We start from the raw sequence: 12,515 nt of genomic DNA on the forward strand, positions 1-12,515 counted from the left end.
GATAGCGTTACATCAACACCCGCGCCAGGGTCGACTTCACCTTCCCCATTCCGTCATGCAGCGCCTGCTCGATCTCCGCCATGGTGATCACCGCCGTGGACTTGCCCGCCGCCGGGTTCACCACCAGGGCCAGGCAGGCATAGTCCAGCTCCAGTTCACGGGCCAGGGCCGCCTCCGGCATGCCGGTCATGCCGACGATGTCGCAACCGTCACGCTCCAGGCGGGCGATTTCGGCCACGGTTTCCAGGCGCGGTCCCTGGGTGCAGGCGTATACACCATGGCTGCTGTAGCTACAGCCTTCGGCGGCCAGGGCCGCGATCAGTTTCTGGCGCAGCGACTCGCTGTAGGGGTAGCTGAAATCGATGTGGGTGACCGCTTCCAGATCGTCGGCGAAATAAGTGTGCTGGCGACCGCTGGTGTAGTCGATCAACTGATGCGGCACGCAGAAATGCCCGGTGCCCATCGCCGCATGGATCCCACCCACGGCATTGACGGCCAGGATTGCGTCGGCACCGGCCTGCTTCAGCGCCCAGAGATTGGCGCGATAGTTCACCTGATGGGGCGGCAACCGATGGGGGTGGCCGTGGCGAGCCAGGAACAACACTTCGCGTCCTGCGTAGTCGCCGATCTGAATGTCGGCCGACGGTGCGCCGTAAGGCGTGTCTACCGCCAGGGACCGGCGGATGGTCAGGCCTTCGAGCTGGGTCAGGCCAGTGCCGCCGATAATTGCGTAAACGGTCATGACAAAAACGTCCTTAATCGATCAATTGGGCGGCTTTCAGCGCGCCGATTGCCGTCAGCCAGCGTGGATCCTGGCGGTATTCGGTGGTGGCGAAGGCCTGGCCGCGCATGCGTGCGATCCGCGCCGATGGCTTGACCTTCAGGCGCTGGGCGGCGCTCAAGGCCAGCTCCGCGGCAGCACGGTCGTTGCACACCAGGCCCATGTCGCAACCGGCCGACAACGCGGCTTCGATACGACTGGCGGCATCGCCGACCACGTGGGCGCCAGCCATCGACAGGTCATCGCTGAAAATCACGCCGTCGAATTGCAGCTCGCCGCGCAGGATGTCCTGCAGCCAGCGCCGGGAAAAACCTGCCGGGTTGGCATCGACCTGGGGATAGATCACATGGGCCGGCATCACCGCGGCCAGTTGTTTGCTCAATCGGGCAAAGGGCACCAGGTCATTGGCGCGGATCTGCTCGAGGCTGCGTTCATCGTTGGGAATCGCCACGTGGGAATCGGCTTCGGCCCAGCCATGACCAGGGAAATGCTTGCCCGTCGCAGCCATGCCGGCCGCTCGCATGCCGCGAATGAATGCACCGGCCAACAACGCGACGCGCTCCGGATCGCCTTCAAAGGCGCGACTGCCGACCACCGCGCTGCGCTGATAATCGAGGTCCAGCACCGGGGCAAAGCTCAGGTCGAGACCCACCGCCAGCACTTCGGCCGCCATGATCCAGCCGCACTGCTCGGCCAGGTATTCGGCATTCGGGTTATCGGCAATCGCCCGCATCGCCGGCAATCGCACAAACCCCTGGCGCAGACGCTGAACGCGACCGCCCTCCTGATCGACCGCCAGCAACAGGTCAGGACGAACGGCGCGGATCGATGCACACAATTCCCGCACCTGGCGTGGATGCTCGATATTGCGCGCGAAAACGATCAGCCCACCCACTTCCGGCTGACGCAACAGGTGGCGATCTTCGGCCGTCAGCCAGGTACCGGCGACGTCCACCATCAACGAGCCTTGCAGGCCAGCAGTCATAGCATTTCCTTAGTTACGATGAACCCGCATGGCAGTAAAGATACGACCGCGCCACCAGGCACCAGGCCCGGCAGGTCGCGGTCGTGCGATGCCATTTGAAACGGATTCGAAACGAGAGTCGGCATGGGCGGCTAGCTTAGCGGATGTGGGCAGCCGCGCCCACCCGTTCACGCCTTGGCGAGGGTTGGTGTGGATTTGTTGCGTGGGCGCAACTGGGCGGCCGCCATGGCGTCATCGGTGACGCCGCTTTCGGCGCGCATGCCGGCCGCCAGGAAGGGCACCATCAGGCGCATCACCTGCTCGATGGAAGTATTCACACCGAAGTCGGTTTCGGCGATTGCCCTCAGGGCCTTGATGCCGGACATGCTGAACGCCGCGGCACCCAGCATGAAGTGCACGCGCCAGAACAGCTCGATCGGCGGGATCCGGGGCGCAGCTTCGTTGACCAGGAGCATATAGCGGCGGAACACCTTGCCGTACATGTCTTCCAGGTAACGCCGCAGGTGCCCCTGGCTCTGGCTGAATGCCAGACCCAACAGGCGCATGAAAATGGACAGATCGTTACCGCTGCGCGGCTGCACGGCGAGCGCTTGCTCGACCAGCATTTCCAGCAGCTCTTCCAGCGAGGGCTTGACGTCGGGCTTGGCCTGGCGACGCTCCAGTTCGCGGTCGAGGCTGAGGCAGAAAGGCCCGAGGAACCGCGAGAACACCGCCTGGATCAGCGCCTTCTTCGAACCGAAGTGATAATTCACGGCCGCCAGGTTGACCCCGGCCTTGCTGGTGATCAGGCGCAACGAGGTTTCGGCGAAACCTTTTTCCGCGAACAGCTGTTCCGCAGCATCGAGAATGCGTTCAACGGTTTCCGACTGGGCCATGGTTACTCCGCCTGACAAACACTTGTTTGAAACATACGTTTCGACCTTGGGGTTGTCAAGCCTGGCGGGACGTTTTGCGAACGCCCGGTCAGCTATTTAACCACACCTTTACGGGCAGTTGCCCAAGTGGCGTGAACCGCCCGACCGACCGTCCAGCGGCCCGCGAAAAAAGGAGGATTGCCAAGCGGCGCTCACTGTATATAATCCCAGTCACTGTATAAAAAGACAGAGCGATCAATATGCTAAAGCTGACGCCACGCCAAGCAGAGATTCTGGCCTTCATCAAGCGCTGCCTCGAGGACAACGGCTATCCGCCGACCCGCGCGGAAATCGCTCAGGAACTGGGCTTCAAGTCGCCCAATGCGGCTGAAGAGCACCTCAAGGCACTGGCCCGCAAGGGCGCGATTGAAATGACCCCGGGTGCTTCCCGCGGCATTCGCATTCCCGGCTTCGAAGCCAAGGCCGACGAAACCACCCTGCCGATCATTGGCCGTGTGGCGGCGGGTGCTCCGATCCTCGCCCAGCAGCATGTCGAGGAGTCCTGCAACATCAACCCTGCCTTCTTCCATCCACGGGCCGACTACCTGCTTCGCGTACACGGCATGAGCATGAAGGACATCGGCATCTTCGACGGCGACCTGCTGGCGGTCCACACCACTCGCGAAGCCCGCAACGGCCAGATCGTGGTGGCGCGCATCGGCGATGAAGTCACCGTCAAGCGCTTCAAGCGCGATGGCAGCAAGGTCTGGCTGATTGCCGAGAACCCTGAATTCGCGCCCATCGAGGTGGACCTGCAAGAACAGGATCTCGTCATCGAAGGCTTGAGCGTCGGCGTCATCCGCCGCTAAAGGAGGCTTTATGCAGTTCCCTCACACACCACAGCACACGCAACTTCCGTTGTTCGAGGCTTTCATGGCCCAGCCGCTGGTTCCAGTCCTGAAAGATGTGATTGAAGCGCCTTGGGGCGTCGAACCCGAGGCCTTCAGTGAACTGTCACTGCGTGGTGCAGCCGGGAACTGCCTGAATCTGCTGGCACCGATCCTGCGGGAACTGAGCCAGGACCAGGAAGCCCGCTGGTTGACGCTGATCGCACCGCCAGCCAGTGTCACACAGGCCTGGTTGCGGGACGCGGGTCTTAATCGCGAGCGAATCCTGCTGCTGCAACCACGGGGCACCCAGAGCGCTCAACAGCTGACTTGCGAAGCCTTGCGCCTGGGTCGCAGCCATACGGTGGTCAGCTGGCTCAACCCGTTGAGCTCAACGGCACGACAACAGTTGATCAGCGCCGCTCGTACCGGGGACGCACAGAGCCTTAACATTCGGTTGGGTTAAGACAAACCCAGGGGCTTCTCCAGGACAGGGAAGCCAAGCAACAACACTACTTCAGGGAAACCGACAAACGGGATCAATGCAGAACCCGCGGTCCCTCTTCTTCCTTGTTGTTGAATTCGCCTTCAACCAGGCGCCCTGCCATCTGGACACCCACGCTCAGCATCGCCTTGGCGACTTCGACGTGTTGGCCTTGCAGGAATGCCTTGGCATCTTCGGAGAAACTCAGAGTCACCAGGGAACCCTCGTCCTCAGCCCTGCGCAGCTCGATACGGCCATCAGGAAGTTCGACAATTTCTAGAAAGGACGTTGGCATAAAAGTCTGTTCTCCACGAAAGGCGAGGATTATATAGTCATCGGCCAGGCTTCGCTCGGGATCTTGACCAAGCGTTATCAATGAGGGGCTTGGGCTGAAAGAAAACTCAGCACTCGTTCAACCCTTCACGGAAGCGCAAAGCCAGGCTCTTGAGGTTCTGACGCCAGCTTTCCAGCTCTTCCCGGCTGAGCTCTTGCTCGGGCTCTTCTTCATCCAGATTGACCGCTACGATCAACGGCTGGGTCACGTCCCCCTTGGGCTTGCGAGGGGCTCGTGGCGGCTGGAACAGCGCCGCATAGGCCGCCAGCAACTTGGCCAGCCAGGTTTCCGGGTTCTGAGCCAGCTCGATCATTTCAGCCAGCTCCGGGATCGCAATATCCTGAAGCACTTCCCGGGTCAGCAGCAGTTCGGCCCGTGGGGCGCTCGCCAGGGGCAGTCGATAGAAGCCGGCAATTTCATGGCACAAGCCCAGTAACGCACCGTACAGGTGAAACAGGGCCGACTCGCGTCCGGCCTGGAGCAGCGCCGGGGCGTTCATCGCACGCCCATCCTCGGTCCTGGCGAGCGCTTCGAGCGACAGGCCGGCGAAGTAGATTTTCTGGTTGGTGCGGGTATAGAGCTCGTGGGCCATGACGGCATTCTCCCAACGACATGAAAGCTTCACGCAAGGGCGACAGTGTCGTGGATCAACCAAGACCACTGCAAGCCAAATACAGTCTAAGGATCAAGCGATACCCTGTGGGAGCGAGCCTGCTCGCGATAGCGGCGCAACAATCAGCATCAATATTGCTGATTCACCGTTATCGCGAGCAGGCTCGCTCCCACAGTTGTTTGCTTGACTGATCGGCACAGGGGAAGCCCCCCTGCTCCATCAATCAGCGCTTGTCTTCCACCGTCCATTTACCGCCGTCGTAGTACGCCTTCCAGCCCGTAGGCTTGCCGTCGACTTCGGTCTGCACGTATTGCTCCTTGGTCTTGCGGCTGTAGCGAATCACCGCCGGGCGGCCGTCCGGATCCTTCTGCGGTGCTTCGCAGAGGAAATGGTACTTCGGATCGATCTCGTCCTTGTGCGGCAAGAGCTCCATCACCAAGGGTGCGCGGGTCTCGCGGTTTTTCGGGAACTGACTGGCCGCCAGGAACAGGCCGGACGCACCATCACGCAGGATGTAGGTGTCGTTGACCTTCTCGCACTTGAGCTCCGGCATTTTTACCGGGTCCATCTTCGGCGGCGCGGCGTCACCGCTCCTGAGCAGCTTGCGCGTGTTCTTGCAGGTCGGGTTGGTGCAGCCGAAGAACTTGCCGAAACGGCCGGTCTTGAGCTGCATCTCGCTGCCACACTTGTCGCATTCCAGGCTCGGCCCTTCGTAGCCTTTGATGCGATAGGTGCCCTCTTCGATCTCGTAGCCCGCGCAATCCGGGTTGTTACCGCAGATGTGCAGCTTGCGCTTTTCATCCAGCAGGTAGGCGTCCATCGCCGTGCTGCAGATCGGGCAGCGATGCTTGCCACGCAGCACCAGGGATTCGGACTCGCCCTCGTCGTCCGCGGCGATTTCATCGCCGGGCACCAGGTTGACCGTCGCCTTGCAGCGTTCCTTGGGCGGCAGGCTGTAGCCCGAGCACCCCAGGAAGACGCCAGTGGACGCGGTACGGATCTGCATCGGCCGACCGCAGGTCAGGCACGGAATGTCGGTCATCACCGGCTGGTTGGCCCGCATGCCACTGTCAGGGCTTTCGGCCACTTCGAGTTTTTTCTTGAAGTCGCCATAGAACTCGTCGAGGACGTTCTTCCAGTCCCGCTCACCCTGGGCCACATCGTCGAGATGCTCTTCCATGCCGGCGGTGAAGCCGTAGTCCATCAGGTTCGAGAAGCTTTCGGACAACCGCTCGGTCACGATGTCGCCCATCTTTTCCGAATAGAAGCGACGGTTGTGCAGCGCCACGTAGCCGCGATCCTGGATAGTCGAAATGATCGCCGCATAGGTCGAAGGACGACCGATGCCGCGTTTTTCCATTTCCTTGACCAGGCTGGCTTCCGAGTAACGAGCCGGCGGCTTGGTGAAATGCTGGGTCGGATCGAGCTTGATCAGCTTCATCACGTCGCCCTGGGCCATGTCCGGCAAGACGTCGTCGTCCCCAGGCTTGGTGATCTGCGGCATGACGCGGGTATAACCGTCGAATTTCAGGATACGGCCCTTGGCGCGCAGCTCGAAATCCCCGGCGCCGACACTGACGGTGGTGGACAGGTATTGCGCCGGCAGCATCTGGCAAGCCAGGAACTGGCGCCAGATCAGCTCGTAGAGACGCTCGGCATCGCGCTCCATGCCTGACAACTTGCTCGGCTCGGTGTTGGCATCGGAAGGACGAATCGCTTCGTGAGCCTCTTGTGCGCCTTCCTTGCTGCTGTAGACGTTCGGCGTGTCCGGCAGGTACTTCTTGCCGAACTCGCTTTCTATATAAGTGCGCGCCATCGACACAGCATCGGCCGAGAGGTTGGTCGAGTCGGTACGCATATAGGTGATGTAGCCGGCTTCGTACAGACGCTGGGCCATCATCATGGTTTTCTTCACACCGAAGCCCAGGCGGTTGCTTGCGGCCTGCTGCAGTGTGGACGTGATGAACGGCGCCGATGGCTTGCTGCTGGTGGGCTTGTCCTCACGCTTGACGATGCTGTACGTGGAGGCTTTGAGTTTCTCCAGGGCCGCCATGGCCTGGGCTTCGTTCAGTGGCTTGAAGGCTTCGCCTTTTTCCCGGGCCACTTCGAAGCGCACGCTGGCGCCCTTGGCGGTGCCCAGGTCCGCGTGGACTTCCCAGTACTCTTCAGGGATGAACGCGCGGATCTCCCGCTCGCGTTCCACCACCAGCTTCACCGCCACCGACTGCACCCGTCCGGCGGACAGGCCACGGGCGATCTTGGCCCACAACAACGGCGAAACCATGTAGCCCACCACGCGATCGAGGAAACGACGCGCCTGCTGGGCATTGACCCGGTCGATGTCCAGCTCACCCGGCTCGGAAAACGCTTCCTGGATGGCCTTCTTGGTGATTTCGTTGAACACCACGCGCTTGTAGCGGCTGTCATCGCCACCGATGGCTTCGCGCAGGTGCCAGGCAATGGCTTCCCCTTCGCGGTCCAAGTCCGTCGCGAGATAGATGGTGTCGGCATCTTTAGCGAGCCGACGCAGTTCTTCGATGACTTTTTCCTTGCCCGGGAGGATCTCGTACTTGGCTTTCCAGCCGTGTTCCGGATCGACCCCCATGCGTGAGACCAGTTGCTTGCGCGCCTTTTCCTTTGCCGACAGCGCCGGCGCTTCACCAGCAGCCGCCTTGCCGCGCTTGGCGGCTGGCTCCTTGCTGGCGCTAGCCGAACCGCTGGTGGGCAGGTCTCGGATATGGCCGATACTCGACTTCACCACGTATTGGTTGCCCAGATACTTGTTGATGGTCTTGGCCTTAGCCGGGGATTCCACAATGACCAGCGATTTGCCCATGGATCAGAAAATTCCTGAATTCTAAAAAGTGAAAGGCGGTTGGCGCCTGACGCGGCACCGCTATATATAGTGGCTGCAAGGTGAGGTCAAGCACAGGGTTGCCCGCAAGTTGGCCTCAAGGCTTGGCGAAAATGCTCTCTTCGGCCTGCACCAAAGCAAAGCGCGGCACTTGTTCGCCGTCAACCTCGACGGACTCCTGGAACATGCTCAAGGGACGCACCCAAAAGCCGTAATCGCCATACAGGGCTTGATAGAAGACCACTTCTTCCTCGGTTTCGGAATGCCGCGCAATGCTGAACACGCGGTACTGCGGACCTTTGTAATGCTGGTAGAGCCCAGGTTGTATCGGCATGCTTCGGCCCTCACTGAAATCTTTTCAAAATAAAAACAAAATTTTCTTTTAAACCCGGAAAAACAAAAACCGGGGCACTTGGCCCCGGCTTCCATCGACGCAACGCTTAGACGCGTTCGAAGACAGTGGCGATGCCCTGGCCGAGACCAATGCACATGGTGGACACGCCAAAAGTGCCGCCGTTCTGTTTCATGACGTTCAGCAACGTGCCGGAGATACGCGCACCGGAGCAACCGAACGGGTGACCCAGGGCGATCGCGCCGCCGTGCAGGTTAACCTTCTCGTTCATCTTGTCGAGCACTTTCAGATCTTTCAGCACAGGCAGGGCCTGCGCGGCGAACGCTTCGTTGAGCTCGAAGAAGTCGATATCGGCAATACTCAGGCCGGCACGCTTCAAGGCTTTCTGCGTAGCCGGTACAGGACCATAGCCCATGATCGCCGGGTCCACACCCGCCACGGCCATGGAACGGATCACCGCCATCGGCTGGATGCCCAGGTCCTGGGCACGCTGGGCCGACATCACGATCATGCACGAAGCGCCGTCGGTGATCTGCGACGAGGTACCGGCTGTCACAGTACCACCCTTGGGGTTGAAGGCAGGCTTGAGAGTCGCCAGGCTTTCCAGGGTGGTTTCCGGACGAATGGTTTCGTCGTAGTCGAACAGTTTCAGGAAACCGTTCTCGTCGTAACCCTGCATCGGGATGATCTCATCCTTGAACTTGCCTTCCACGGTCGCCTTGTGGGCGAGTTGGTGGGAGCGCACGCCGAAGGCATCCTGCTGTTCGCGGGTGATGCCGTGCATCTTGCCAAGCATTTCCGCGGTCAGGCCCATCATGCCCGAGGCTTTTGCCGCGTACAGCGACATGTGCGGGTTCGGATCGACGCCATGCATCATGCTCACGTGGCCCATGTGTTCGACACCGCCGACGACGAATACATCGCCGTTACCGGTCATGATCGCCTGGGCAGCGGTGTGCAGCGCGCTCATGGACGAACCGCACAGGCGGCTGACGGTCTGGCCGGCCGAGGTGTGAGGGATCTGGGTCATCAGCGAGGCCATGCGGGCGATGTTCCAGCCCTGCTCCAGGGTCTGGTTCACACAGCCCCAGATCACGTCCTCGACTTCGTTCGGGTCGACCTTGACGTTGCGTTCCAGCAGTTTGCTGATCAGGTGCGCCGACATGTCCTCGGCGCGGGTGTTGCGGTGCATGCCGCCCTTGGAGCGGCCCATCGGCGTACGACCGAAGTCGACAATCACGACGTCTCTAGGATTCAAGCTCATAAATGTTCTCTCGCTCTAGTCGTTGGGCGCTTAACCGAAGAAGCTCTGGCCATTTTTGGCCATCTCACGCAGCTTCGCGGTGGGGTGGTACAGCGCGCCCAGATCAGCGTACTGGTCAGCCAGGGCAACGAACTCGGCCACACCGATCGAATCGATGTAGCGCAGCGCACCGCCACGGAATGGAGGGAAACCGATACCGTAGACCAGGCCCATGTCGGCTTCGGCGGCGGTCTCGACAATACCATCTTCCAGGCAACGCACGGTTTCGAGGCACAGCGGGATCATCATCCAGTTGATGATGTCTTCGTCGGTGACTTCGCGTTGCTCGTAGACGATCGGCTTGAGCACTTCCAGCACCGACGGATCGGCCACTTTCTTCTGCTTGCCGCGCTTGTCGGTCTCGTAGGCGTAGAAGCCCTTGCCGTTCTTCTGGCCCAGGCGCTTGGCTTCGTAGAGCACGTCGACAGCCGAACGACGGTCGTCCTTCATGCGGTCCGGGAAGCCCTCAGCCATGACGTCGCGGCCGTGGTGGCCGGTGTCGATACCGACCACGTCCATCAGGTAGGCCGGGCCCATCGGCCAGCCGAATTTTTCCATGATCTTGTCGATGCGCACGAAGTCCACGCCGGCGCTGACCAGCTTGGCGAAACCGCCGAAGTACGGGAACAGCACGCGGTTGACCAGGAAGCCCGGGCAGTCGTTGACGACGATCGGGTTCTTGCCCATTTTCTTGGCGTAGGCAACGGTGGTGGCAATGGCCAGTTCGCTGGACTTCTCGCCACGGATCACTTCCACCAGCGGCATCATGTGCACCGGGTTGAAGAAGTGCATGCCGACGAAGTTTTCCGGACGCTTGAGGGCCTTGGCCAGCAGCGAGATGGAAATGGTCGAGGTGTTCGACGCGAGGATCGTGTCCTCCTTGACCTTGTCTTCGACTTCAGCCAATACCGCTTGCTTGACCTTCGGGTTCTCGACGACCGCTTCGACCACCAGGTCGACATGGCCGAAATCGCCATAGGACAGGGTCGGACGAATGCCGTTGAGCACTTCGGCCATCTTCGCCGCGGTCATGCGACCTTTGTCGACGCGACCCACCAGCAGCTTGGCAGCTTCGCCCAGCCCCTGTTCGATCCCGTGCTCATTGATGTCCTTCATCAGGATCGGCGTGCCTTTGGACGCCGACTGATAGGCGATACCGCCGCCCATGATGCCGGCGCCCAACACGGCGGCCTGCTTCACGTCACGGGCGATTTCGTCGTAGGCCTTGGCCTTTTTCTTCAGCTCCTGGTCATTGAGGAACAGACCGATCAGGCTTTGGGCCGCCGAGGTCTTGGCCAGCTTGACGAAACCGGCGGCTTCGACTTCCAGGGCCTTGTCGCGACCGAAGTTCGCGGCTTTCTGGATGGTCTTGATCGCTTCGACCGGCGCCGGGTAGTTCGGGCCCGCCTGACCGGCCACGAAACCCTTGGCGGTTTCGAAAGCCATCATCTGCTCGATGGCGTTGAGCTTGAGTTTTTCCAGCTTCGGCTGACGCTTGGCCTTGTAGTCGAACTCGCCGCTGATGGCGCGCTTGATCAATTCAACGGCCGCTTCCTGGAGCTTGGCAGGTTCGACCACGGCATCCACGGCGCCGACTTTCAGCGCGTCTTCGGCACGGTTTTCCTTGCCGGCGGCAATCCACTCGATGGCGTTGTCGGCACCGATCAGGCGCGGCAGGCGCACGGTACCGCCGAAGCCCGGGTAGATGCCCAGCTTGACTTCCGGCAGGCCGATCTTGGCGGCGGAAGACATGACGCGATAATCCGCTGCCAGGCACATTTCCAGGCCGCCACCCAGGGCGATGCCGTTGATGGCCGCGACGGTCGGTACGTTGAGATCTTCGAAGTCGCTGAAGATACGGTTGGCTTCGAGGTTGCCAGCGATCAGTTCGGCATCGGGCAGCTTGAAGTTGTCGACGAATTCGGTGATATCGGCACCGACGATGAAGACGTCCTTGCCGCTGCTGACGATCACACCCTTGATCGAAGCGTCTGCCTTGATAGTGTCCACGGCCTGACGCAATTCATTCAGGGTTAGACGGTTGAACTTGTTGACGGACTCACCCTTGAGATCGAACTTCAGTTCGACGATGCCACTTTCAAGAGCCTTAACCGTGATGGCTTTACCTTCGTAAATCATCAACTGATCTCCACGATATGGAAGCTGAACAGTACACGTTGAACGCTGACCACTGGTTCGGCATTGACGTTTACCGTCGATGCTACGCCAATCCGCCAGGCACACCCGTCAACGCGATAGTCGGGGTTCTATAGGAACGTTCGGAAAATACAAACGCTCAATTCATACGCCCGTTTGATTTGGGTACGTCACCTTCACGGAATTTCCGACAATTGTCAATCGCCCTAAACAAGGCCCTGGATGCGACTTGACGGTCATTTCCGTCACCCTGCAGATCCGCAACACAACGCTGCATGTGCAGACATTCATAAGATCAATAATTAGAAAAGTCGCCCTAATTCCGGGCGCGATGGTTACAACCGGCTATGCTGGCGGATACGTTACTGAAGCGCTTGGCGCGAGGGCGTTGCGAACGAACGCCCGAATTGAATTGGTTTACGGCCTGCCTGGCCAACCCGCCCGATGCGACTGTCGGGCTTTTTTATGGGTCAGGCCAGGGCCTTGAGCACCGCTGCAATATCCTGCAAAACAGCGGCTTCGCCCTTCTCGCCCCAGTACAGGGTGATCATCTGCCGGTCGGCTTCGATCTTGTAGACGTTGGCAGGCAGCTTCCGGAAATGCTCGAGCAACGACTCGTCCTGGCAAATTTCCCGCCACTGATTGACCCAGGCGCCCGGTGCGCTTTGCCAGTAACTCCAACAGACCGGCTGCTTGCCGCGCCGGGGCCGATGGTACTGCGCGCAGGGGTTTGGAGGCTGGGGATCGATCCAGTGCGGCCATTCCTGAGGCACCAATTGCATGGCCAGGCCGAGGCGACGGGCCTCCATGCGCAGGGCCATGCGACCGCTCTGTACACGGGACGGCCGCAACCATGCCAGAGGGCTTAATACCACCAGCAGGATTGACACCACTATCCAGACCGTCATATC

The 12,515-nt window shown here is 60.5% G+C and carries 12 protein-coding genes; 2 read left to right on the forward strand and 10 right to left on the reverse strand.

Annotated features, from left to right (window positions below; all coding sequences use genetic code 11):
* Positions 1 to 7: 7 nt before the first annotated feature.
* The 3 genes from N005_RS26085 to N005_RS26095 form a co-directional block, all read right to left on the reverse strand.
* A complete protein-coding gene (locus N005_RS26085) occupies positions 8 to 742 on the reverse strand; it encodes an S-methyl-5'-thioinosine phosphorylase (protein ID WP_047703813.1) in 735 nt (244 codons plus the stop codon).
* 13 nt (positions 743 to 755) lie between these two features.
* Complete coding sequence (gene nagZ / locus N005_RS26090) at positions 756 to 1,754, reverse strand: beta-N-acetylhexosaminidase (RefSeq protein WP_193754044.1); 999 nt, start codon at positions 1,752 to 1,754, stop codon at positions 756 to 758.
* Between the two features lie 179 nt (positions 1,755 to 1,933).
* Positions 1,934 to 2,641: a TetR/AcrR family transcriptional regulator gene (locus N005_RS26095; RefSeq protein WP_047703815.1), complete on the reverse strand. Its 708-nt coding sequence runs from the start codon at positions 2,639 to 2,641 to the stop codon at positions 1,934 to 1,936.
* Between the two features lie 239 nt (positions 2,642 to 2,880).
* Between N005_RS26095 and lexA the strand changes: the two genes are divergently transcribed.
* A complete protein-coding gene (gene lexA, locus N005_RS26100) occupies positions 2,881 to 3,489 on the forward strand; it encodes a transcriptional repressor LexA (RefSeq protein WP_024777918.1) in 609 nt (202 codons plus the stop codon).
* A 10-nt stretch (positions 3,490 to 3,499) separates the two neighbouring features.
* Entirely contained in the window at positions 3,500 to 3,973 is a 474-nt protein-coding gene (sulA, locus tag N005_RS26105) for an SOS-induced cell division inhibitor SulA (RefSeq protein ID WP_047703816.1), read from the forward strand.
* Positions 3,974 to 4,046: 73 nt separating this feature from the next.
* On the opposite strand, the gene N005_RS26110 is transcribed toward sulA, so the two are convergent.
* The 7 genes from N005_RS26110 to N005_RS26140 all read right to left on the reverse strand — a co-directional run bounded on the left by N005_RS26110 (position 4,047) and on the right by N005_RS26140 (position 12,512).
* On the reverse strand, positions 4,047 to 4,286 hold the full coding sequence (locus N005_RS26110) for a hypothetical protein (RefSeq protein WP_024777916.1): 240 nt from the start codon (positions 4,284 to 4,286) through the stop codon (positions 4,047 to 4,049).
* Between the two features lie 106 nt (positions 4,287 to 4,392).
* Entirely contained in the window at positions 4,393 to 4,917 is a 525-nt protein-coding gene (locus N005_RS26115) for a DUF6586 family protein (RefSeq protein WP_047703817.1), read from the reverse strand.
* A gap of 244 nt (positions 4,918 to 5,161) precedes the next feature.
* A complete protein-coding gene (topA, locus tag N005_RS26120; RefSeq protein WP_047703818.1) occupies positions 5,162 to 7,774 on the reverse strand; it encodes a type I DNA topoisomerase in 2,613 nt (870 codons plus the stop codon).
* Between the two features lie 115 nt (positions 7,775 to 7,889).
* On the reverse strand, positions 7,890 to 8,126 hold the full coding sequence (locus N005_RS26125; protein ID WP_047703819.1) for a DUF1653 domain-containing protein: 237 nt from the start codon (positions 8,124 to 8,126) through the stop codon (positions 7,890 to 7,892).
* Positions 8,127 to 8,232: 106 nt separating this feature from the next.
* Complete coding sequence (gene fadA, locus N005_RS26130; RefSeq protein WP_047703820.1) at positions 8,233 to 9,408, reverse strand: acetyl-CoA C-acyltransferase FadA; 1,176 nt, start codon at positions 9,406 to 9,408, stop codon at positions 8,233 to 8,235.
* Between the two features lie 30 nt (positions 9,409 to 9,438).
* Positions 9,439 to 11,586, reverse strand: a complete 2,148-nt coding sequence (gene fadB, locus N005_RS26135) for a fatty acid oxidation complex subunit alpha FadB (RefSeq protein ID WP_047703821.1) — start codon at positions 11,584 to 11,586, stop codon at positions 9,439 to 9,441.
* 488 nt (positions 11,587 to 12,074) lie between these two features.
* Entirely contained in the window at positions 12,075 to 12,512 is a 438-nt protein-coding gene (locus tag N005_RS26140) for a hypothetical protein (RefSeq protein WP_047703822.1), read from the reverse strand.
* Positions 12,513 to 12,515: the final 3 nt, after the last annotated feature.

Source organism: Pseudomonas mediterranea CFBP 5447 (assembly GCF_000774145.1).
GTDB lineage: Bacteria > Pseudomonadota > Gammaproteobacteria > Pseudomonadales > Pseudomonadaceae > Aquipseudomonas > Aquipseudomonas mediterranea.

Coding starts and splice junctions, on each gene's coding strand:
- sulA (WP_047703816.1), top strand. CDS start 3,500: ATGCAGTTCCCTCACACACCACAGCACACGCAACTTCCGTTGTTCGAG.
- N005_RS26115 (WP_047703817.1), bottom strand. CDS start 4,917: ATGGCCCACGAGCTCTATACCCGCACCAACCAGAAAATCTACTTCGCC.
- N005_RS26085 (WP_047703813.1), bottom strand. CDS start 742: ATGACCGTTTACGCAATTATCGGCGGCACTGGCCTGACCCAGCTCGAA.
- topA (WP_047703818.1), bottom strand. CDS start 7,774: ATGGGCAAATCGCTGGTCATTGTGGAATCCCCGGCTAAGGCCAAGACC.
- fadB (WP_047703821.1), bottom strand. CDS start 11,586: ATGATTTACGAAGGTAAAGCCATCACGGTTAAGGCTCTTGAAAGTGGC.
- N005_RS26140 (WP_047703822.1), bottom strand. CDS start 12,512: ATGACGGTCTGGATAGTGGTGTCAATCCTGCTGGTGGTATTAAGCCCT.
- N005_RS26095 (WP_047703815.1), bottom strand. CDS start 2,641: ATGGCCCAGTCGGAAACCGTTGAACGCATTCTCGATGCTGCGGAACAG.
- lexA (WP_024777918.1), top strand. CDS start 2,881: ATGCTAAAGCTGACGCCACGCCAAGCAGAGATTCTGGCCTTCATCAAG.
- N005_RS26125 (WP_047703819.1), bottom strand. CDS start 8,126: ATGCCGATACAACCTGGGCTCTACCAGCATTACAAAGGTCCGCAGTAC.
- N005_RS26110 (WP_024777916.1), bottom strand. CDS start 4,286: ATGCCAACGTCCTTTCTAGAAATTGTCGAACTTCCTGATGGCCGTATC.
- fadA (WP_047703820.1), bottom strand. CDS start 9,408: ATGAGCTTGAATCCTAGAGACGTCGTGATTGTCGACTTCGGTCGTACG.